We start from the raw sequence: 22113 nt of genomic DNA, 5'->3' as shown, positions 1-22113 counted from the left end.
GAAAAATCCGCATGCGGGAATAGCCGGACGGCGGATACGGTCGTTCGAGGTGGTTAGGCAGGCGAACGAGAGGGGCCGCGGTGGCGACCGAGACTGTGACGGCGTCCGTAGGGCTCCGATCCGAGCGCGGGGCCATCCTCGGCTCGCTGATGCTGGCGACCGCGCTGGTCGCGCTCGACTCGACGGTCATCGCCACGGCGGTGCTCACCATCACCGACAGCCTCGGCGGCTTCGCGCAGTTCCCCTGGTTGTTCTCCATCTATCTGCTTGCGCAGGCGGTGACGGTGCCGATCTACGGCAAGCTCGCCGACACCGTGGGGCGTAAACCCGTGATCCTGTTCGGGATCGCGATGTTCGCACTGGGTTCGCTGCTGTGCGGCGTGGCGACCAGCATGCTCGGGCTGATCGTCTTCCGCGCCGTCCAGGGCATCGGCGCCGGAGCGATCCAGCCGATGACGATGACGATCGCGGGCGACTTGTACACGTTGTCGGAGCGCGCCAAGGTCCAGGGATATCTGGCCAGCGTGTGGGCCATGTCGAGCGTGGCGGGCCCGTTGCTGGGCGGCCTGTTCGCCGAGTACGTCAGCTGGCGCTGGATCTTCCTGATCAACCTTCCGCTCTGCGCGCTGGCCGGATGGATGCTGGTGCGCAATTTCGCCGAGGCCGCGCCGCGCCGCAGGCAGAGCGTCGACTATCCGGGTGCGGCGCTGCTTGCGGTGGGGGCGGGCGCGTTGATCCTCGGACTGCTCGAGGGTGGCCAGGCCTGGGCGTGGTCCTCGCCGGTGAGCCTCGCGATCTTCGCGGGCGGCGTGCTCCTGCTCGTGCTGTTCGGGCTGGTGGAACGCAGGGCGCGCAATCCGATCCTGCCGCTGTGGGTGTTCACCCGGCGGGTGGTGATCGCCAGCAGCCTGGTGTCGGTGCTGATCGGCGCCGTCCTGCTCGGAGCGACCTCCTATGTACCGACCTTCACCCAGGGTGTGCTCGGCACGGGAGCGCTGGTCGCGGGCCTGACGGTCGGCGCGCTCACGCTGGGCTGGCCGCTGGCCGCGTCCCAAGCCGGAAAGGTGTACCTGCGCATCGGCTTCCGCGCGACCGCCCTGATCGGCAGCGGCTTGGCGGCGCTCGGCGCCGCGAGCACGCTGCTGATCACCCAGCACTCGGCGCTGTGGCAGGTCGCCGCGTCGTGCTTCGTCATCGGCACCGGCATGGGCCTGGTCGCGACCCCGACCCTGATCGCGGCGCAGACCAGTGCCGAATGGACCGAACGGGGCGTGGTGACCTCCGCCAACATGTTCGCGCGCTCGATCGGCAGCGCGGTGGGCGTCGCGGTGTTCGGCGCGATCGTGAATTCGCGGGTCGGCCACACCGATCACCCGCTGCCCGCCGCGCTGGCCTCGGCGGTGCATCTGGTCTTCGTCACGATCGCGGTGATGGCCGTGGTCATGGTCGTGGCCGCGGCCATGATGCCCCGGCGGGCTGCGACCGACTGACTCGCGAAGCGGGCCCGGCGAGCGCCGACACGACTCGAGGCAGCGGGTTTTCGGAAGCGTCCGGCCCCGACCCTGGCGCAAGCTGGGCTTCCCGAACCGAACCGGAGAGTTGGAGGTCGCAGTGGCACAGGCAGTGTGCGGAGTAGTCGGTGTTTTCTTCCTCGGCATGGGCGTGTACGCACTCGCCGCGCCTGCCGCGCTGATCCGGCCGTTCGGCGTCCGGCTCACCGAGGCCAGCGCCCGATACGAAGTGCGCGCCGTCTACGGCGGCTTCGGCCTCGCGATGGCGGCCGTGCTCGCGGTGGCCGCGGCGGGCCTCGGAACGCTGCGCGGCGGGATCATGGTCGCCGTCGGCGCGGCGCTGGCGGGCATGGCCGTCGGCCGGGTGGCGTCCGCCGTGCTCGATGAGCGGACGGCCTTCTACCCCACCTGGTTCTACGGCGTGGTGGAGACGGCCGGCGCTGTCGCGCTCTTCGCGGCCGCCTAGGGATGACCGCCCGTCAGCTGGTGTGCACGGGGTCGGTCGCGGTGCTGAAGTTACCGATCTTGCGCAGCGCGAGGTACCCGGCCGACACCAGCGCCGCCCACACCACGCCGACGACGATCGCGGTGCGCCCGCTGTCGGTGAACAGCAGCAGCACGACCACCAGCCCGAGGAACGCCAGCGCCAGCACGGTGGTGTAGGGCGCGGCGGGCAGCCGGTAGTCGCTCGCGGGCAACTCGCCGCGGGCGACCTTGGCCCGGTAGAGCAGGTGACAGACCAGGATGACGCCCCAGACGAAGATGATGCCGATGGTCGACACCGAGGTGATGTAGGCGAACGCCTTGTCCGGGGAGATGATGTTGACCACCACGCCGATCACCATCGCCGCCGCGGACGCGATGATCCCGGTGTAGGGCACCGCGTTCGCGCTCAGCTTGCTCAGACCGGCGGGCGCCTCGCCGCGCAGCGACAGGGTGCGCAGCATCCGGCCGGTCGAATAGATCCCCGAATTGCACGACGACAACGCCGCGGTGAGCAGCACGAAGTTGACGATGCCCGCCGCGCCGGGGATGCCGATCTGCTCGAAGACCTCCACGAACGGGCTCTTGCCCGCGTGGAAGGTGCGCCAGCTGGACACCGCCATGATCACCACGAGCGCGCCGACGTAGAACAGGCCGATCCGGAAGGGAAGCGTGTTGATCGCCTTGCGCAGCGTCTTGCGGGGCTCGCGCGCCTCCCCCGCGGTGACGCCGACCAACTCCACACCGACGTAGGCGAACAGCACGATCTGCAACACCAGCAGCGACTGGCCGAGGCCGTTGGGGAACACGCCCCCGTCGGCCCACAAATTGGTGACGGTGGGGTCGGGCGCGTGACCGAAACCGAACAGCAGCACGCCGATGCCGAGCAGGATCATGCCGACGATGGCGGTCACCTTGATGGTGGAGAACCAGAACTCGCCCTCGCCGAACAGCCGCACCGAGATCAAGTTGGCGCAGAACATCACCGCGAGCACGACCAGTGCGGTGACCCACGGCGCGATGTCGAACCAGTACTCCACGTACTTGCCCGCCACGGTGATCTCGGCCATGCAGGTGGCCACCCACACCGCCCAGTACGACCAGCCGGTCACGAAACCGGCGAAGCGGCCGAGGAATTCGTGCGCGTACTCGGCGAAACTACCCGAGATCGGCCGGTAGGTCAGCAATTCCCCGAGCGCCCGCATGATCACGAAGATGGCCAGGCCGGCCGCCAGATAGGCGAGAATGAGACCGGGACCGGCCTGCTCGATCGCGCCGCCCGCGCCGTAGAACAGGCCCGTGCCGATCGCGCCGCCGATGGCGATCATCTGAATGGTGCGCGGGCTCAGGCCCCGCGCGTAGCCCTCCGAGTCCCCGCCGTCCGCCGGATCCAAGGGTCCCGCGTCCTGAAGGTGACGGTCGGAGGCTGTCATACTGCGGTCCTTCCCTCGGTGGGCAGCGGCGCCGGTCGCCTGCCGGTACGCCGGAACACGATGTCGGATCATCGCACGGTCCGGCCCAGGGGGTCACGCTACCGCCCGGCCGGCGCGCGCGTCGTCTCCGGGCCGACCGCCGGCGTGCGGATCTACCGGAGCGGCGTCGGGCGTGCCATCATCGGTTTCCCTACCGATGGGCTTTCGTCATGACCGAAGCATCGCCCCGGCGCGGGCGACCCGGCCGTTTCGCGCTGCGCGCCGTCGTCGTCCTCTCCGTGATCGTCGCCGTCCTGGTCGGCGCGGCGTTCGCGACGACGACCATCCTGCACATCCCGTCGCCGCCGACACTGCTGCGCCTGCTGACCGACCCGCCATCGGCGCAGGGTGCGCTGTTCGAGAGCCGGACGGTGGCCGCCTCCCCCACCCAGCGTCCCCTCCCGAAAGCACCGCGGCCGCTGCCCGAGCAGGTGCCCTGGAGGGGCTCGCAGCTCTCGATGGCCGATTTCCTCGGCACCACGCACACCAATTCGTTCCTCGTCCTGCGCGACGGCGCTGTGACACACGAGTGGTATCGCGACGGCTTCACCGCGACCACCCGCCAGTCCTCGTGGTCGGTGGTGAAGTCCATCGTGTCACTGCTGACCGGCCGGGCCGTCGCGGCGGGGAAACTCACCGAGGACGACCGCTTGGTGCGGATTCTGCCCGAGCTGACCACCGGCGGCGAGTACGACAGCGTCACCATCCGCGACCTGCTGGACATGGCCTCCGGGGTAGACGTATCGGAGAACTACAACAAGTATCTGCCGCTGACGGGCACCGCCCGGATGTACCTCACCGAGGATCTGGCCGGATTCGTCCGCGACCACCAGGGCCTGCGGTTTCCTCCCGGCAGCGCGGGCGAGTACCGCAGCGTGGACACCCAATTGCTGGGCATGGCGCTGGCGCGGGTCGAAGGCCTGCCCTTGGCCGAATTGCTGGAGCGCGACATCTGGGGGCCGATCGGCGCCGAGGACGACGCGCTGTGGAACCTCGATCGCTCCGGGGGCCAGGAGAAAGCGTTCTGCTGCCTGAACGCGACCGCCCGCGACTTCGCCAAAATCGGCCGGCTGGTGCTGGACGGCGGACGGGCAGGCGACGCGCAGATCGTGCCGCCCGCCTGGATCGACCGCATCCGCACGCCGGCGCCGCACCAGGTGGGCGGCTGGCCCTACAGCGCGCAATGGTGGCACCCGACCGGCGGGGACGGCGCCGACCTCACCGCCGTCGGCGTGTACGGCCAGTACGTCTACGTGGACCCGCCCAGCGGCACCGTCATCGTCAAGCTCAGCGACCACGGCACCACCCAGGACGAGCAGGAGACCATCGAGGTCTTCCGTACGATCGCACGCGGCTGAGGCGGCCGGGCGAAATACACCGGGGACGGGCGGCGTTGGCAGTGGAGATCGCCACTGTGGAGGAGACCCATGATCGACGTCCCGCTGTCCGTACTGGATCTGGCGCCGGTGCAGTCCGGCCGCACCGTCCGTGAGGGGCTGGACGCGACCACCGAATTGGCCAGGCGCACCGAGGCTTTGGGCTACCACCGCTTCTGGGTCGCCGAACATCACAACATGCCCGGCATCGCCAGTTCGGCGCCGAGCGTGCTGCTGGCCCACCTGGCCGCCGCCACCTCGACCATCCGGGTCGGCTCCGGCGGGGTGATGCTGCCCAATCACGCGCCGCTCGTGGTCGCCGAGCAGTTCGGCACCTTGCACGCGCTGCATCCCGGCCGGATCGATCTCGGCATCGGACGCGCGCCCGGCACCGACCAGGCGACCGCCCGCGCGCTGCGACGGACCGCGGACGGACTGTCGGCGGAATCGTTCCCTCAGGAACTGGCCGCATTGCTGGGCTACTTCCGCGGCGCCGATCCCGGCGGCATCGCCGCGACGCCGGGTCGCGGCGAGGAACCGGAGATCTGGTTGCTGGGTTCCAGCGGCTACAGCGCCCAGGTCGCCGCGGTGCTCGGGCTCCCGTTCGCCTTCGCGCACCACATCAGCCCCGACAACACCGAGCCCGCGCTCGCGCTCTATCGCGAGCATTTCCGGCCGTCGGAGCAGCTGGAGCGCCCGTACGCGATGGTGGCGGTCGCGGCGATCTGCGCGGATACCGACGAGCGCGCCGATGCCCTCGCCGGGCCGCGCGACCTGGCTTTCCTGAACCTGGTGCGCGGCACGCCGCAGGCGCTGGCCACGCCGGAGGAAGCGGCCGCGTTCCGCCCGTCGGAGCACGAGCGCGCGTTCATCCGGCAGCGCCGGGCCGGGCAGGTGCTCGGCTCGCCGGAGACGGTGCGCGGCCAGCTCGCGGACCTGCTCGAGCGCACGCGGGCCGACGAGCTGATGATCAACACGCTGGTCTACGACATCGACGACCGTGCCCGATCGTTCGAACTGCTCACCGAGAAGGTCGCGGCGTGAGGCGGATCAGTGCAACCGGAAGCCGTGGTTGGTCAGCGATTCGCGCAGCCGGTGCCTGCCGTTGAGCGCCGCCGCCGAGGCCAGCCGGGCCAGCACACGCTCGGTCCAGGAATGCGCGAGCTGTTGCTCGGCATAGAATTCCGCGATCCGGGTCTCGTACTCGGCCACGTGCGCCCGCTGCGCGGACAGATCGTAGGTTTCCCGGTGCAGAACGGCTTCCTGCGGAAGACGCGGTTTCACCCGCGCGTCCTCGGCGGGGTCTGGGTGGCCGACCACCAAGCCGAAGACGGCGAAGACCTGCGGCGGCAGGCCCAGCTCGGCGGCGACTTCTTCCGGCTTGTTGCGCAGCGCGCCGATGTAGACGGTGCCGAGTCCGAGCGATTCCGCCGCCACGACCGCGTTCTGCGCCGCCAGCGCGGCGTCGATGAAGCCGACATAGCTCGACTCGAGGTAGTCCGCGCCCTCCAGCGGCGCGCTCCGGTCTTCGGCGAGCTGGCGCAGGCGGGCGAAGTCGGCCGTCCAGACCAGCAGCACCGGCGCCTGCAGGATGTGGGCCTGGTCGCCCGCGAGCGCGGCCAAGCGTGCCTTGCGCTGCGGGTCGCGCACCGCGATGACGCTCCAGACCTGGAGATTCGACGAGGTCGGCGCGGACTGCGCCGCGGAGATCAGCAGTCGCAGCGTGGCATCGGGCACCGGATCGGACAGGTAGCGGCGCACCGAGCGGTGTTCGTGCAGCACTTGCAGGACCTGATTCCACTGCGCGGGTTCGACCGGTCGAGGATCGCGGTAGCGCTGTTGCACGGCGTGGGTCGGTGTCGGCACGGACTGCGTCATGGGCATCATCCTTTCGCCCGCGCGGCGCGCCGTCAGCGGTTGGCCGCACCGTGAGCCGAACACGAGTAGGGTAAGTAAGGCAATCCTAATAACATTTATCGGAGGTTCCCTTGGCACGTCCCCGCACCACCCTCACGGTGCAACGCACGGAATGGCTGACCCCGCACCTGATCCGGGTGCACCTCGGCGGCCCCGGCTTCGCCGCGTTCCGGCCCAGCGAGTTCACCGACTCGTATGTGAAGTTCATCTTCCCGCAGGACGGGGACGAGGTGGTCCGCACTTACACCGTCCGGTCGGTGGACATCGTCGCCGGGGAGATCGCGGCGGATTTCGTCTACCACGGCGCGGAGGGCATCGCGGGACCGTGGGCAGCCGCGGTCGAGCCCGGCGAAACCATCGACCTCTACGGCCCCGGCGGCGCGTACTCCCCGCGCCCGGACGCCGACTGGCATCTACTGGCCGGTGACGAGGCCGCGCTGCCCGCCATCGCCGCCGCGCTCGAGGCGATGCCCGGCGAAGCGACCGGGCTGGCGTTCGTCGAGGTCGCCGGTCCGGACGACGAACTGCCGTTGAAGAAGCCGGACGGCATCGAGCTGACCTGGCTGCACCGCGGCGTCCGGCCCCCCGGCGAGGTGCTCGCCGAAACCGTCCGCGCGGCGCCGTGGGCGCCGGGACAGGTCCAGGTGTTCATCCACGGTGAAGCGCAGGCGGTCATGCAGGATCTGCGCCGCTATGTCCGCAAGGACCGCGGTGTTCCGGCCGAGTGGGCGTCGTCGATCTCCGGCTACTGGCGCCGCGGCCGCACCGAGGAGGGCTTCCGGCAGTGGAAGGCCGAACTGCGGGCGGCCGAGGAAGCCACCGGCTGAACCGGCCCCACCCGCTCGGCGCACCGTCGACACCGAGCGGCACGGCGATGTCGCACCCGGAACCCGCCGGGCGAGGTGAATCGAATACGGCGCTCGGCCCGGTGCGGCACCTGCACCGGGCCGGGTGAGGTCGAGCATCGGCGCCCGGTCCGATACCCGCGACCGCGACGTCACCGCTCGCGTCCAGGAGCCCGGTCTCGAGCCGGCGCGGACATGTCCTCGAAGACACGGAACCCGCAGATCCGGACGACCGGATCGAAAGGGCGCCGTCGGCTCAACTCAAGAGCCCGACGATGGTGGCGGACAGGCAGCTGACCAAGGTGGCGCCGTAGAGCAGGCGGAGCCCGTTGCGGGCGATGACGCTGCCCTGTTTCTCGCTGAGGCTGCGGACCGCGCCGGTGACGATGGCGATGGTGGAGAAGTTCGCGAACGACACCAGGTAGGTGGACACGATCGCGACGGTGCGGTCGGACAGTCCCCCGTGTTGCCGGTTCAACTCCTGCATGGCGACCACCTCGTTGGACACCAGCTTGGTGCCCATGAATCGGCCCGCGGCCGCCGCCTCGTCCCACGGGATGCCGGTCAGCCAGGCGGCAGGGGCGAAGATGTGCCCCATCAGATCCTGGAACGTGGTGCCGTGGAACAGGGCGGCGAAGATTCCGTTGATCATCGCCAGCAGAGCGATGAATCCGATCAGCATGGCCGCGACGGTGAAGGCCACCTTGAAACCCACCAGGATGTATTCGGTGAGCATCTCGAAGAACGATTGCGCCTTACGGCTGTCGGAGATCTCCTCGCCGAGCAGCCGCGCGTCGTCGGCGGCGGTGACCGTGTAGGGGTTGATCAGCGAGCACACGACGAAAGCGCCCAGCATGTTCAGCACGATGGCCGCGATCACGTACTTCGGGTCGATCAGCTGCATGTAGGCGCCGAGGATTCCCGCCGAGACCGTCGACATCGCCGAGGCCGCCAAGGTGTACATCCGCTGCGACGGGATGTCGTCGAGCATGGCGCGCAGCGAGATGAACACCTCGGACTGACCGAGGATGGCGGAGGCGACCGCGTTGAACGATTCGATCTTGCCGAAGCCGCTCACCCACGCCAGCAGCAGGCCGAGGTACTTGATGACGAACGGCAGCACCCGCAAGTGCTGCAAGATGCCGATCAGCGCGGAGACGAGCACGATCGGCATCAGGACCGCGAAGAGGAAGGCGGGCCCGCTGCCGCCGACGCCGGGCAGGTCGCCGAACACGAACGCCGTACCCTGTGCGGCGTAGCCGAGGATATGGGCGAAAGTGTCGCTGACCGCCCGGATCACGGTCCCCCCGATCCCCGTTCTCAGCAACAGGAAACCGAGCGCGATCTGCAGGAGCAACAGGACCGCGATCCGCGGCAGCCTTCCGGCGGCGGCGCGGCGGTCGGTACTGGGCAACCATGCCAGCAGCAGGAAGCACGCCAGCCCGACGAATCCGATCAGATAATGCACGCGCACCTCGGCCGCCGTGGCGTACACCGGCTTGTGGGACCAACTCTCATGTCGGTCTATGGTGCGGTGTCTCCACGGTTGAGAAGATCAGCAGCTGCTCCGGAACTTAGTGGTCCGTTCCGGAAATCCTTCGGGGGTTGATCACGCGGCGAGACAGGCGAGGATTCTTCCTGCCGATCGGGTGTGTGCCGGTCGAGTCTGGCCAGCAGATCGTCCAGGTCGGAGGTGGTGAACCTAACCTCCACTGGAACGGCTGTGCTGTGGCGTTGTAGCGGTCTTGGAATGCTCGGAGCCGGTCGGAAACGCTGCGGTCAGCCGGTCGATGGCCTTCTTCCCTCGGTGGGAGGAGCCGTTGTCAACGATCCAGAAGACGCGTCCGGCGCTGGCGTAGGGCTCGGTGGTCATGACCTGCTCTACCGGATTCATGAACGGCACGATGCCGGTGCTTGGCTCGCAGCGGCCGAAGACGAGGGAGCGGTGGACGTCGTAGGCCGCCAGGTAGGCCAGGGCGCCGCCGCGCTCGTACTCGTGGTTGACGCGCATGGCCCGGGCCTGCCCGGGTGCCAGGGTCGGGTGGCAGCGGGGGCAGACCGACCAGCAGAATCGGAAGAGGGCGTGGTCGTCTCTCGGCTCAGGCGGTTTCAGGCCGTCGGAACGCGTCGGCGTTACGCGCGCACCAGTCCGCGAAAGTCCGCGGCTTGCGTCCGAGCAGTCGCTCGACGGTGTCCGTCCGGAACCCGACGGTGTCGGCGCGCATAAGGTTGAAGCCCTCGGTGACGGCGTCGGCGAGGGCCTGGGGCGCCCCGTTGGGGAAGCGGAACCGTACGGCCTCGTCCGGTGTGGTCACTTCTCGGACCTCGATGTCGTGGCCGATCGTCTCTGAAATGACCCGGACCTGCTCGGTGACGGTGAACGTCTCGTCGCCGGTGAGGACGTACTCCTTGTCTTGGTGGCCGGCCTCGGTGAGGACGAGGGCGGCGACCGCGGCGATGTCCGCCGGGTCGATCGGCGCGTAGCGGCCCGGGCCGACGGGGTCGAGGACGTGGTTTGCCTCCCGGATGGTGGGCAGCCAGTCGAAGGCGTTGGTCATGAAACCGCCGGGCCGAAGGAATGTAGTGGGTATTCCGGACGCGCGGATGATCGCCTCGCGTTCGTGATGCCAGCGGGCCATGGCGGGCAGCGGGTCGAGGGTGACGTGGAGGGAAGACAGGTGCACGATGTGGCTCACCCCGGCGGCAGCGGCGGCGGCGATGGCAGCGGCGGTGTAGTCGGTGCCGATGCCCTGGGTGAGCAGGAAGAGTTTGTCGACGCCGGCGAATGCCGGCGTCAGTGTCGAGGGTTCCCCCAGGTCGCCGACGGCGCGCTCGGCGCGGTCGGGCAGTCCGGCAGCGCGGGCGCGGTCGCGGACGAGGAGACGTAACTTCGCGCCCTTCGCGTCGAGTTCGCGGGTGAGTTCACGGCCGATGTTCCCGGTGGCTCCGGTAACCAGTATCATCGTGGCTCCCTAAGTCGTTTGCCGTCTAATGAATCGCCATGGACGTTAGCCGGTGAATGATTAGCCGTCAATCGACTTATTTGCGGCTCGGGCACCCGCTTCCGCACATCACCGAAAGGCCCCGATGTCTGAGTTCCTGGACCTGCACGGCAGAACGTCGAAGGTGCTCCGGGCACTGGCCGACGCGGCCATGCGACGCCATGGGCTGCACGTCGGGCAGAACTACCTGCTCGCGGTGCTGTGGGAGCGGGACGGCAGCACGCCCGGCGAAGTCGCCGCCGCGCTGAACGTCACGACGCCCACCGTCGTCAAGATGGCTGACCGGATGACTACGGCCGGGCTGCTCACCCGTCGCCGTGACAACCGGGACAACCGCCTCGTCCGGCTCTGGCTCACTGACGCGGGGCGCGCGCTGCAGAAACCGGTCGAAGCGGAACGGCGGTTGATCGAGGAGAAGGTCACCGCGGATCTCACCGAAACCGAACGCGAATCTCTCTTGAACGCCCTGGCGAAGGTCCACCGGGCGGCGAGCGAGCTACTGAGCGAGCCCATCGATTACGGCGACTCGGCCATCACCTGACACTCCCACGCCCCCTATCTGAACAGATCCGACAAGCACGAAGACGGCCTCCTGCCCACCGACGACTTCCTCGATCCACGAGGATGCCTTGGACTGCGCGACCTGCCACTACCTCGCCACCCCGAGAACCCACACAATCTGGCTCACGTCAACCCTCGAAGGACTTCCGGAGCCGACCACTTAGTTCCGCGAAGGAGCAGTGACATCGCCCAGGTGGGAAGGGATGATCGGTGGCAGACCGGTCGCCACAATCTCTGAACCTGATGACCTTCCCGATCGACCTCCGGGTCGGTACACCACTTCTATCGAAGGTGAGGTGGCGAAGGTGGCGCGAGCTTCGGCGCACTCGCAGGCCGACGAGAATTCCGTCGAGGCCGGCGGCTACCGGCAGGAGCTGGAACGGACCCTCGGCTCCTTCCAGGTGTTCGCGATCTCGTTCGCGTTCATCTCGGTGGCGGTCGGCATCTTCGCGACCTACGACGACGTATTGCGCAACGCCGGTCCGGTGGGTATCTGGCTCTGGATCGTCGCGGCGGTGGGTCAGGCTCTGGTGGCGTTGGTGGTCGCGCAGTTCGCGGCGCGCATCCCGCTCAGCGGCTCCTCCTACCAGTGGGCATCACGACTGGCCAACCCCAAGATCGGCTGGTGGTTCGGGTGGGTGACCTTCTGCTACCTGGCGATCGCCGTGGTGGCCGTCGACAACGCGCTGGCGAGCCAGGCCTTCATGCCGCTCGCGGGCATCGAGCCGGACGAGGACACCGCCCGGCTGATCACGCTCATCGTGCTGTTCATCCAGGCGGTGCTGGCCATCGCCTCGACGCGTCTCGTCAGCATGATCAACACCAGCGCGGTGGGGATCGAACTCGGGCTCGTGGTGGTGCTGGCGATCGCGCTCGTCGTCGCGGTGGCGATCACCGGTAGAGGCGCCCCCGGCAACCTCGCCTCCCGCGGTGTCACCGAGAACGCTCCCGACTACTTCGCCGTCGGCGGCGGGTTGATGCTCGCCATGCTCATGGGCCTCGGCACGCTGGTCGGTTTCGACGCGGCGGCCAACCTCGCCGAAGAGGCCGAGGACCCGCATCGCAGCGTCCCGCGCGCGATCGTGGGATCGGTGGTGGCCGCCGGGGTGCTGGGGCTGCTGTTCCTGATCGCGCTCACCGTCGCGATCGACGACATCCCCCGCATCAGTGCCAGCGGCTCGCCGGTCGCGGCGATCATGCGCGATCAGCTCGGTCCGGTGATGGAGCGGACGCTGCTGGCGGCGATCACGTTCGCGTTCTTCGGCGCCGGGATGGTGGTGCTGGCCGCGTGCTCGCGGCTGGTTTTCGCGATGTCCCGCGACGCGCGCTTCCCCGCCCACCGGCTGATGCGCCGGGTCGACCCTCGCACGCACACGCCGGTCCCGGCGACGATCCTGATCTTTCTCCTGGGTGTGGTCCTGATGATCGCCCTGCCGGGCGACGCGCTATTGGAGCTGATCACGGCGTCGACGATCCTGCCCGCCCTCATCTACGCCTCGACGGTCGTTCTCTACCTGGCGGTGCGCCGCAGGTTGGACCGCAGGAAAGGCGCGTTCGACCTCGGGCGCTTCGAGTTGCCGGTCGCCATCGGCGCGCTGGCGTGGTCGGCCGTCGCATTGTTCGTCCTGGTGACGCCCTCGGACGCCTTCGTCCCGGTCGTGATCGTGGCCGGATTGGTCGTTACGGGCGGGGTGTTCTTCCTCGCCCTGCTGGCGTTCGATCGGCAGGCGCTCGAAACCGAACCCGGTGACGTGAGCGTCTTCGAGCACTGACCGGCCGAGCCGCCCGAGCGCAGCTGGGCTTCGGGCGGCTCGGCGGTGGTCACCGGTCTATTGGCGCGGCGCGCGCAACGCCTCCTCCACGAATTGTGTGGTGTAGGTCTCCGACAGGTCGATGCGATCGCGCACGGGACGCACGTTCTTCGAGTACTCGCCGAGAATGTCCAGCACGTTCTGCGCGCCCTCGGGTTTCATCAGGCCGTCGCCGTTGAACATGCCGATGGAGTCGCGAATCGACTGGACGTAGAGGTCCTTGCCCGCGCTCGCGTACTGCGGCGGCATCTTCGCGGCGATCTCCTCGGGCGTGTGCGTCCGGATCCATTGCAGCGTCTGCACGAACGCGGTGGCGAGCTTGCGCACGATGTCCGGGTGGGCGTCGATCGTGGCGCAGTTCATGTACAGCGACGTCGCCGGGTACAGCCCGCCGAGCGCGGCCCGGGTGCCGGCCTCGGTGCGCATGTCGACCAGAATCCGCGCCTCCCCGGAGTTCACCATCTGCGCCACGGTGGGATCGGTGGTCATGCCCGCGTCGATGCCGTCGTGGTTCATGCCCGCGATGAAGGTCTGTCCGGCGCCGACTTTCACCCGGGTGTACTCGGCGGTCGTCATGCCCTCCTGGCCGGTGAGCGCCTGGGTGAGGAAGTCGGTCGAGGAACCGAGCGAGGTCACGCCCAGCTTCTTGCCGCGCAGGTCGGCGACCGAGGTGATGTCCGCGTCCGCCTTCGACACCAGCTCCACCTCGCCCGGCACATCGGACATCTGCACCACCGAGCGGATGCACTGGTCCTTGGCCTGCAGGTCGATGGTGTGGTCGTAGAACCCGACCACCCCCTGCACATCGCCGGTGAGCAGCGCGGTCTCGGCCGTGGCGCCGGACTGCTCGCCGAGCAATCTCACGTCGATGTCGTTGCGCTCGAAGAAGCCGAGTCGCTGGGTGAGCATGGCGGGCAGATAGATCACCTTCTCCAGGCCACCCACCATGATGGTGATCTGTGGCCGCCCGTCGGCCATCGGAATGGTGCGGGAGTCCCGGCATCCGGTGACGGTGAGCAGTGCCGCGATCGCGACGGCCACGAGCGCCAGCTGCTTGCGATACCTCATGATCAGATCCCGTGGTTCGAGGTCGCTTGCGAGGGCCGCCACTTCAGTAACCGGTTCTCCGCCATGCCGATCCCCCACTCGGCGATCAACGCGATCACGGTGATGACGATCATGCCCGCGTAGATGCCCGCCGAGTCGAACGTGCCTTGCGCGTTGCTGATCAACAGGCCCAAACCCTTACTGGCGCCGGCGTATTCGCCTACCACCGCGCCGATCAGCGCGAAGCCGAAGGCGGTGTGCAGGCTGGACAGGATCCAGGTGGTCGCGCTGGGCAGGACGATCGACACCAGCACTTGCCTGCGGCTCGCGCCGAGAATACGGGCATTGTTGATCACGTTGCCGTCGACCTCGCGCGCACCGGTGAACGCGTTGAAGAACACCGCGAAGAACACCAGCACCACCACCGTGGCGACCTTGGAGCTCAGCCCGAGCCCGAACCAGATGATGAACAGCGAGGCCAGCACGATGCGCGGAACGGCGTTGAGCGCCTTGATGAACGGCGCGAGCACTTCGGCCCAGTACCGGCTGCGGCCGAGCAGCACGCCCAGCACGACGCCGGCCACCGTACCGATCACGAAACCGAGCACGGCTTCCTGCACCGTGGTGTAGATCTGCAGCCAGATCGAGCCGAATTGAGTTCCCTCGGTGAACCATTCCACCAACCGCGCCCAGATCAGCGACGGCTTGGAGTAGAAGAAGGGATCGATCCACACCGTGGCGGTGAGTTCCCACGCGCCCAGCCACAGCGCCACCAGCGCGGCGCGCAGGCCCCAGGTGCGGATCCGTGCGCGCCGCGCGGTGGTGCGGACCCTCGCCAGGATCTGCTCTTCGGTCTCGTTCTCCACCACCGGCGTGGCGGCGTCGGGTGCCAGCACGTCATGCGACACGGGAGGCTCCCTTCGCGCGGGCGGCCTCGACCTGATCGCGCAACGTCTGCCAGATCTCCTGGTAGATGTCGCGGAACTCGGTCGTCAGGCGCACCTCCTCGACACTGCGCGGGCGCGCCAAGCCGACGGGGAAGTCACCGCAGACGGTGGCCGGGCTCGCGGTCATCACGACCACCCGGTCGGCCAGCACGATCGCCTCCTCCAGATCGTGCGTGACGAAGATGACCGCCGCGTTGGTGCCCGCCCAGACCCGCAGCAGTTCGTCCTGCATGAGCTGGCGGGTCTGCACGTCCAGCGCGCTGAACGGCTCGTCCATCAGCAGGATCTCCGGCTCGTTGACCAGCGTCTGCGCCAGCGCCACGCGCTTGCGCATGCCGCCGGACAACTGGTGGGGGTAGTAGTTCTCGAATCCCGCCAGGCCCACCGTGCGCACCCATTCCGACGCCTTCGCGCGCGCCTCGGCTTTCGACGCGCCGCGCAGGCGCGGGCCGAGCGCGACGTTGTCCAGCACACTCTTCCACGGCAGCACCGCGTCCTGCTGGAACATGTAGCCGATGCCGTCCGGGATGCCGTCGACGTCCTCGCCGCGCACCAGCGTCCGGCCGGCCGAGGCCGGTTCCAGCCCGGACACCAGCGACAAAGTGGTTGACTTGCCGCATCCGGTCGGGCCGACGACGGCGACGAATTCGCCGGGCCGCACCGTGAGGTTCAGATTGCGCACGGCGGTGTGGATGCCACCGCCGGTGCCGGGGAAGCGCTTGGTCGCGCTCCGCAGCTCGATGAGTGATTGCGTCATTGCTTCCTACTCCTGCGAGATCGGGTAGGGCGAACGTACGTGGCCCCGGTCACACCTCGGAGCTTGTGCGCACAACCGCCACAAACGCGGGATTCGCAGGTTTTGCGCATTCTGCTCACGCTCCCCGCGCGCGGTAATTCGCGCCTATGCTGCGCCCATGGCCACTGAGGGCGCGCGGGCCGTGCGATTGCGGACCCAGGTTCTGCTGTCGCAGATCCTGGTCGTCGCGCTGACCCTCGGTGTCGCGTTCGCGGTGTTCGGCTACCTGAGCGACCAGCGGCTGCGCGACGCCTACGGCCAGCGCGCGCTGGCCGTCGCGCGCACCGTCGCCGCCGATCCGGTGGTGCGCGCCGAGGTGGGGAGGTACGCGCCGGGGGCGGTCGCCGACGACCCCGCCGTGCGCCGGGAGCTGGCCGCCGGTCCGCTCGAGCGGCTCGCGGTGGACGCGACGCAGCGCAACGGTGCGCTGTTCGTCGTGATCACCGATGACGCGGGCATCCGCCTCGCGCATCCGGACGCCGGACGGCTCGCCGAGCACGTCAGCACCGATCCGTCCGAGGCGCTCGCGGGCCGCGAGTCGATCACCGAGGAACGCGGCACGCTCGGCGACTCGGTGCGCGCGAAGGTCCCGGTGCTCGCACCCGGTTCCGACCGTGTGGTCGGCGCGGTCAGCGTCGGCATCGCCACCGACGCGGTGCACGATCAACTGCTCGGCGACCTGCGCACCGCGGGCGCGCTGGTCGCGGTGGCGCTCGCGGTCGGCATCGCCGGATCGATCCTGCTCGCCCGCCGGTGGCGCGGGCTCACGCTGGGGCTGGAACCGGACGAGCTGGCCGAACTGGTCCGCGGCCAAGCCGCGGTGCTGCACGGTATCGGCGGCGGCGTGCTCGCGGTCGACGCGTCGTGGCGCACCACCTTCGTCAACGACGAGGCCCGCAGGCTGCTCGGCGTCGCGCCGGACATCGGGCGTCCGGTGGACGAACTCGGCCTGACGCCCCGCGTGCTGGAAGTCTTTCGCGACCTCGACGAGCAGCCCGCCTCGGCGACGGTCGGCGCGAACATCGTCATCGTCTCCGCGCGCCGGGTGGTCCGGGACGGGCGCGATCTCGGCGCGGTGCTCACCGTGCGCGACCGCACCGACGTGGAATCGCTGACCCGGCAACTGGACGCGGTGCAGTCGATGAGCACGGTGCTGCGCGCGCAGCGCCACGAGTTCTCCAACAAGATGCACCTGATCAGCGGACTGCTGCACGGCGGGCGGGTCGGGGAGGCGGCGCGGTCGGTCGACGAACTGATCGGTGCGGGCCCGCTGGGCCCGGCGACACCGGGCATCGACGCCATCCACGACGCGTACCTGCAGGCATTCCTGGCCGCCAAGGCCGCGCACGCCAGGGAGAACGGCGTCGAACTCGTACTCGGCCCCAACACCTGGGTCGAGGGCAGTCTCACCGATCCGGTGGATGTGACGACCGTGCTCGGCAACCTGCTGGACAACGCCATGGAGGCCGTCCGCGCCGGGAACCGGGCGGTGCGGCAGGTGGAAGTCGAACTGGTGCAGGAAGATTCGACTTTGCACATCACCGTCGCCGACACCGGCGACGGCGTCGCGCCCGGCTTGGTGGACACGCTGTTCACCGAAGGGGTCTCCACCCGCGACGACCGCGGCGTACCCGGCGGGCGCGGTGTCGGCCTCGCCCTGATCCGCCAGATCGCCCGCGCCCACGGCGGCGACGTGCGCCTGTCGAGCCCCGGCGGCGGCCCGCCGCCGCTCACCGGCGCGGAGTTCATCGCCCGCATCCCTGGTGTGCTCGTGGAAAGCGAGGTGGCATGGCCGCGCCGACCTTGACCGTCCTGGTCGTCGACGACGACTTCCGGGTGGCGAACCTGCATGCCGGAATCGTGCGGTCCATACCGGGTTTCACGGTGTCGGGCACCGCCAACACCCTCGCGTCCGCGCGGGAACTGGTCGCGGCGGAGCCGGTCGACCTGGCGCTGGTGGACGTGTATCTGCCGGACGGATCCGGCATCGATTTCGTCCGCGAGATCCGCTGCGACGCGATGATGCTCACCGCGTCGACGGAGAGCGAGGCCGTGCGAGCCGCCATCGCGGCGGGCGCGCTGGCCTACCTCGTCAAACCGTTTCCGCATACCGACCTGGCCGCCCGGCTGGCCGCCTATGCCCGGTACCGGCGCATTCTCGCGGCGCCCCAGGTCGACAACGCCCGGGTGTCCGCCGCGCTGCACGCACTGCGTCCAGCAGTCGGCGCCGGACCATCCGCGCCGGTGTCATCACCGACCAAAGACGCTGTTCTGCAAGCGATTGCGGACGCGGCATCGCCTCTGTCCGCGGGCGAGGTGGCGAGCGCCATCGGCGTCTCCCGTGCCACCGCCCAGCGCTACCTGGCCGGCCTCGTGGCCGGCGGCACGGTGCGCATGAGCCTGCGCTACGGCACCACGGGACGGCCCGAACAGGAGTACTCCGCCGCACCTCAGCGCTGAGCGGGCGGTACCCCGATCGGCGGTAGCGTCGGGGCATGAGCATCCTCGACGTCGCCGTGCTCGGCTACGGCTTGGCCGGGTCGGTCTTCCACGCTCCGCTGATCGCGGCGGAGCCTCGGATGCGTGTCGCGGCCGTGGTCACCTCCTCGGAAGAGCGCGCCGAACGCGCCCGCGCGGAACACCCGGGCGTGCGCGTGGTGCCGCATGCCGAAGAGCTGTTCACCGCGCCGCGCGGCATAGATCTGGTGGTGATCGCGACGCCCAACCGCACCCACGCGCCGCTGACCCGGCAAGCCATCGAGGCCGGGTTGCCGGTGGTGGTCGACAAGCCGTTCGCGGTCTCGGCAGACGACGCCGAGGACCTCGTCGCGCGCGCGGAACGCTCCGGCCTGGTGCTGTCGGTCTTCCAGAACCGGCGCTGGGACGGCGACTTCCGGACGGTGCGCGAGCTGGTCGAGACCGGGAGGCTGGGCCGGGTGCGGCGGTTCGAGTCGCGGTTCGAGCGGTGGCGTCCGGTGCCGAAGGGCGGCTGGCGGGAGGTCGGCACGGACGAGGAGGGCGCGGGCATCCTGCTCGACCTCGGCAGCCACCTGGTGGACCAAGCCGTGACCTTGTTCGGCCCGGTGGCTTCGGTGTACTGCGAGCTGGACCGGCGGCGGGAGGGGATCACCACCGACGACGACGCGTTCGTCGCGCTGACCCACAACGGCGGTGTCCGCTCCCACCTGTGGATGAGCGCCGTCGCCCCGCACCTCGGACCGCGCTTCCGAGTGCTCGGGTCGGAAGCCGGGTATGTCACCTACGGGCTGGACCCGCAGGAAGACGCGCTGCGGTCCGGACGCCGTCCGGACGACGATTCACCGTGGGGCACAGTCGATGCCGACCATTGGGGCGTACTCGGCGCGGAACCCGATTTCGTCCCGGTGCCGACCGCGCCCGGCGCATACCCGGCGTTCTACTCCGCCATGGCCGCCACGCTCCTCGACGGCGCGCCGGTACCCGTCGACCCGCGCGACGCCGTCACGACGCTGCGCCTGCTGACGAAGGCACGAGAGTCGGCGGCCCGTGGTGTGACGGTCACCGCCTGACCAGGGCTGGCCACCTTCGCCGCGAGTCGATAACGTCGGTCCCCGGGATCGGCCGGCTCGGCCGCTCGGCGGAGAGGAGACCCCCATGGGTGCAACGATTTTCGCGGTGTTGCTGCCGCTGGCACTGGCCCTGGTGATGTTCGGGCTCGGATTGACGCTGACGACCGACGATTTCGCGCGCGTGCTGCGCTATCCGAAAGCGGCGGTGATCGCGCTGGTGTGCCAGATGGTCCTGTTGCCCGCGGTGTGCCTTGGCCTGATCCGCCTGTTCGGACTCGACGGCGCGCTGGCCGCGGGCATGCTGCTGCTGGCCGCGTCGCCGGGCGGTGCGTCGGCGAACCTGTTCAGTCACATCGCCGGGGGCAACGTGGCGCTGAACATCACGCTCACCGCGATCAATTCGGTGCTCGCGGTGTTCACCATGCCGGTGGTGGTGGCGCTGTCCTACGCCTTGTTCCTGGACGGCGAGGGCTCGGTCGGGCTGCGGCCGGACAAATTCGCTCAGGTCTTCGCCATCGTGCTCGTGCCCGTCGCGATCGGCATGGCGGTGCACCGGCGGTTCCCGGAATGGTCGCGCCGGATGCGCGGTGCGGTCAAGATCCTTTCGGTCGTGGTGCTCGCGCTGGTGATCGCGGCCGGGGTGGGCTCGAATCTGGACACATTGTCGGAGCACATCGGAAAGCTGTCCGCGATCTGCCTGTCCTTCGCCGTGATCAGCCTGGCCGTCGGCTACTTCGTGCCCCGGCTCGCGCGAGTGGAAACCGATCAGGCCATCGCCTCGGCCATGGAGATCGGCGTGCACAACGCGGCGCTAGCGATCGCCGTCGCCGCGTCGGTGCTGGACAACGAGACCATGGCCGTGCCCGGCGCGGTCTACGGCGTTCTGATGAACATTCCCGCGGCGCTCGCGGCATATCTGCTGGCCAGGCGGGCGCGGCGGGACCAACCCGCGCCCGCGCCCAGCATGGCCGGTTAGCGGGGGCAGGCGCTGCGCGAACACGAGAGTGCCCGGTGAGTAGCCTCTCGGAGGGTCGTACGCCATGAGAAGGGAACCAGCTGCGCGATGCAACCGCTCGGCATGAACGATCCGGCCAGGATCGGGGACTACCGTCTGCTCGGCGTGCTGGGCGTCGGTGGCATGGGCCGCGTCTACCTCGGCCGGAACGCGGGCGGGCGCACCGTCGCGGTCAAGGTCATCCGCCCCGACATGATCGACGCGGAGTTCCGCATGCGCTTCCGGCGGGAGGTCGCCGCGGCGCGCCGGGTCGGCGGACGGTTCACCGCGCCGGTGCTCGACGCCGACGTGGACGCCGATCCGCCGTGGCTGGCCACCGGTTACGTGGCCGGGTTCTCGCTGGCCGACGCGGTCGACCGGTACGGGCCGTTCACCGAGCACGCGCTGCTCGTACTGGCACACGGGCTGATCGAGGCGTTGATGGCGGTCCACGGCGCCGGGGTGGTGCACCGCGACCTCAAGCCGTCCAATGTCCTCCTGGCTCTCGACGGTCCCAAGGTGATCGATTTCGGCATCGCCCGCGCCGTCGACGACAGTCGGCTGACCACCACCGGAAAGGTCATCGGCTCTCCGGGTTTCATGTGCCCGGAGCAGGTGACCGGCGACCCGGTCGGCCCGCCCGCGGACGTCTTCGCCCTCGGCGGGATCCTGGTGTTCGCGGCGACCGGCCACGGACCGTTCGGCGTCGGCGACACCGTGCAGATGCTGTGGCGGGTGGTGTACGAGGAGCCGCAGCTCGACGACGTCCCGCAGCGACTGCGCCCGCTGGTGTCGGCCTGCCTGATCAAGGACGCCGCGGCCCGCCCGACGCCGGACCAGTTGCTCACCCAGCTCACCGCTCTCGGCATCCCCGAGCGCGGCGGCTGGCTGCCCGCTCCGGTGCTCGAGGAGGTCAGCCACCGCGCCGTGGAGCTGCTGAACCTGGACTCCGGGCCGTTCGATCGCCCGGACCTTCCCGCACCCCCGCATCCCGCGCGCACCGCCGACACCATGATCCATTCGGCCGCACCTGCGCACCCGCACAGCGACCCCGGGCGATCGGCGCCCACGCACCTGCGGCATCCGGGCCCGCCGCAGGCGTCTCCCACGTACACCGGACACCACACGTACCCGCCCGCACACCCGAGTTCGCCCCGGTTCGGCGCGGCCGCCGCCGAACCTCATCCGCGCCGCCCCGGCCGCGCCCTGCTCGTCACGGGCGCGCTCGTCGTCTGCATCGCCGTCGCCGTAGCGGCGTTCGTGGTCGGCGCACAGCTACGGAACGACGATTCGAACGATTCGATCGCGCAGACCACCCAAGCCACCGCCAAACCCGCCACAACTACCGCCACGCAGGCCGGTGACACGAGCCCGACGACCACCAGCAGTCCCTCCGGCACAAGCATTCCCAAGGCCTTTCTCGGCGAGTGGAAAGGGGTCGCCCGTGATGTCATCGCGTCGTTCGACATCGTGCTGACCATCGGAGACGGCGCGGTCGGCGAGGAGGTCGCGCAGTCGTCGAACACCGGCAAGCTGAAGGGTGAGCGGTGCGAGCGCGCGGAGACCCTCACCGGCGCCACCGAGACCGAGCTGTCGTTTGTCGCGCGACTGTCCGGCGGCTCTCCCACCTGCTTCGACAACGGCTCCACCTCGACGGTCAGATTGCAACCGGACGGCTCGGTGGCCTACAGCCTCTCCGGGATTTTCGGCAACATCGAAGGGACCCTACGCAAGAGCTGAGGATAGGACGCCGCCGTCGCCCTGATGTCGCGAAGGGGAACGCATGCCACGAGCGCGGTCGTC

At 69.4% G+C, this 22113-nt stretch carries 20 protein-coding genes; 12 read left to right on the top strand and 8 right to left on the bottom strand.

The genetic code is table 11. The features are described from left to right. Positions 1-80 precede the first annotated feature (80 nt). Positions 81-1490 carry an MDR family MFS transporter gene (locus ABZ420_RS06540; protein ID WP_357117796.1) on the top strand — a complete coding sequence of 470 codons (1410 nt, stop codon included), beginning with the start codon at positions 81-83 and terminating at the stop codon, positions 1488-1490. A 121-nt stretch (positions 1491-1611) separates the two neighbouring features. After that, positions 1612-1977: a DUF4345 family protein gene (locus ABZ420_RS06535; RefSeq protein WP_357117793.1), complete on the top strand. Its 366-nt coding sequence runs from the start codon at positions 1612-1614 to the stop codon at positions 1975-1977. Positions 1978-1990: 13 nt separating this feature from the next. Here the strand turns inward: ABZ420_RS06535 and ABZ420_RS06530 are convergent, their stop codons facing one another. Beyond that, a complete protein-coding gene (locus ABZ420_RS06530) occupies positions 1991-3427 on the bottom strand; it encodes an amino acid permease (protein WP_357117790.1) in 1437 nt (478 codons plus the stop codon). Positions 3428-3636: 209 nt separating this feature from the next. On the opposite strand from ABZ420_RS06530, the gene ABZ420_RS06525 reads away from it, so the two are divergent. Both ABZ420_RS06525 and ABZ420_RS06520 read left to right on the top strand, forming a co-directional pair. After that, positions 3637-4824 (top strand): serine hydrolase, encoded by a 1188-nt coding sequence (locus tag ABZ420_RS06525; RefSeq protein WP_357117788.1) that lies wholly within the window; start codon positions 3637-3639, stop codon positions 4822-4824. Between the two features lie 69 nt (positions 4825-4893). Next, on the top strand, positions 4894-5886 hold the full coding sequence (locus ABZ420_RS06520) for an LLM class flavin-dependent oxidoreductase (protein WP_357117785.1): 993 nt from the start codon (positions 4894-4896) through the stop codon (positions 5884-5886). 6 nt (positions 5887-5892) lie between these two features. On the opposite strand, the gene ABZ420_RS06515 is transcribed toward ABZ420_RS06520, so the two are convergent. After that, complete coding sequence (locus ABZ420_RS06515) at positions 5893-6720, bottom strand: NADPH-dependent oxidoreductase (RefSeq protein ID WP_357117782.1); 828 nt, start codon at positions 6718-6720, stop codon at positions 5893-5895. A gap of 110 nt (positions 6721-6830) precedes the next feature. On the opposite strand from ABZ420_RS06515, the gene ABZ420_RS06510 reads away from it, so the two are divergent. Next, complete coding sequence (locus tag ABZ420_RS06510; RefSeq protein WP_357117779.1) at positions 6831-7586, top strand: siderophore-interacting protein; 756 nt, start codon at positions 6831-6833, stop codon at positions 7584-7586. A gap of 274 nt (positions 7587-7860) precedes the next feature. Here ABZ420_RS06510 and ABZ420_RS06505 read toward each other — a convergent pair whose 3' ends face one another. The 3 genes from ABZ420_RS06505 to ABZ420_RS06495 form a co-directional block, all read right to left on the bottom strand. After that, positions 7861-9072, bottom strand: a complete 1212-nt coding sequence (locus ABZ420_RS06505) for a nucleoside transporter C-terminal domain-containing protein (RefSeq protein ID WP_357118092.1) — start codon at positions 9070-9072, stop codon at positions 7861-7863. Positions 9073-9306: 234 nt separating this feature from the next. Continuing rightward, entirely contained in the window at positions 9307-9615 is a 309-nt protein-coding gene (locus ABZ420_RS06500; RefSeq protein ID WP_357117777.1) for a hypothetical protein, read from the bottom strand. 88 nt (positions 9616-9703) lie between these two features. Continuing rightward, positions 9704-10567 (bottom strand): NAD(P)H-binding protein, encoded by an 864-nt coding sequence (locus tag ABZ420_RS06495; protein WP_357117774.1) that lies wholly within the window; start codon positions 10565-10567, stop codon positions 9704-9706. 124 nt (positions 10568-10691) lie between these two features. On the opposite strand from ABZ420_RS06495, the gene ABZ420_RS06490 reads away from it, so the two are divergent. Continuing rightward, the gene (locus tag ABZ420_RS06490; protein WP_357117771.1) at positions 10692-11147 is read left to right on the top strand and encodes a MarR family winged helix-turn-helix transcriptional regulator; all 456 of its coding nucleotides are present in this window, start codon (positions 10692-10694) and stop codon (positions 11145-11147) included. 325 nt (positions 11148-11472) lie between these two features. Continuing rightward, positions 11473-12939 (top strand): amino acid permease, encoded by a 1467-nt coding sequence (locus ABZ420_RS06485; protein ID WP_357117769.1) that lies wholly within the window; start codon positions 11473-11475, stop codon positions 12937-12939. A gap of 57 nt (positions 12940-12996) precedes the next feature. On the opposite strand, the gene ABZ420_RS06480 is transcribed toward ABZ420_RS06485, so the two are convergent. The 3 genes from ABZ420_RS06480 to ABZ420_RS06470 are packed head-to-tail and all read right to left on the bottom strand — an operon-like array spanning position 12997 to position 15729. Continuing rightward, positions 12997-14046 carry an ABC transporter substrate-binding protein gene (locus tag ABZ420_RS06480; protein ID WP_357117766.1) on the bottom strand — a complete coding sequence of 350 codons (1050 nt, stop codon included), beginning with the start codon at positions 14044-14046 and terminating at the stop codon, positions 12997-12999. Between the two features lie 2 nt (positions 14047-14048). Beyond that, complete coding sequence (locus ABZ420_RS06475; protein ID WP_357117763.1) at positions 14049-14933, bottom strand: ABC transporter permease; 885 nt, start codon at positions 14931-14933, stop codon at positions 14049-14051. Further along, on the bottom strand, positions 14923-15729 hold the full coding sequence (locus ABZ420_RS06470; protein ID WP_357117761.1) for an ABC transporter ATP-binding protein: 807 nt from the start codon (positions 15727-15729) through the stop codon (positions 14923-14925). The genes ABZ420_RS06475 and ABZ420_RS06470 overlap by 11 nt, the downstream gene beginning before the upstream one ends. A 157-nt stretch (positions 15730-15886) precedes the next feature. On the opposite strand from ABZ420_RS06470, the gene ABZ420_RS06465 reads away from it, so the two are divergent. From ABZ420_RS06465 to ABZ420_RS06445, 5 genes are all read left to right on the top strand, one after another. Further along, the gene (locus ABZ420_RS06465) at positions 15887-17575 is read left to right on the top strand and encodes a sensor histidine kinase (RefSeq protein ID WP_357117758.1); all 1689 of its coding nucleotides are present in this window, start codon (positions 15887-15889) and stop codon (positions 17573-17575) included. Beyond that, positions 17557-18228, top strand: a complete 672-nt coding sequence (locus ABZ420_RS06460) for a response regulator (RefSeq protein ID WP_357117755.1) — start codon at positions 17557-17559, stop codon at positions 18226-18228. Before ABZ420_RS06465 ends, ABZ420_RS06460 begins: the two co-directional genes overlap by 19 nt. A 35-nt stretch (positions 18229-18263) precedes the next feature. Beyond that, positions 18264-19316: a Gfo/Idh/MocA family oxidoreductase gene (locus tag ABZ420_RS06455; protein ID WP_357117752.1), complete on the top strand. Its 1053-nt coding sequence runs from the start codon at positions 18264-18266 to the stop codon at positions 19314-19316. An 85-nt stretch (positions 19317-19401) separates the two neighbouring features. Continuing rightward, entirely contained in the window at positions 19402-20292 is an 891-nt protein-coding gene (locus ABZ420_RS06450) for a bile acid:sodium symporter family protein (protein ID WP_357117749.1), read from the top strand. An 87-nt stretch (positions 20293-20379) separates the two neighbouring features. Next, complete coding sequence (locus ABZ420_RS06445) at positions 20380-22050, top strand: protein kinase (RefSeq protein WP_357117747.1); 1671 nt, start codon at positions 20380-20382, stop codon at positions 22048-22050. Positions 22051-22113 lie beyond the last annotated feature (63 nt).

The sequence above is a fragment of the Nocardia sp. NPDC005745 genome (genome assembly GCF_040630775.1).
Classification (GTDB): domain Bacteria; phylum Actinomycetota; class Actinomycetes; order Mycobacteriales; family Mycobacteriaceae; genus Nocardia.
This window is presented reverse-complemented; position numbering and strand designations above follow the sequence as displayed.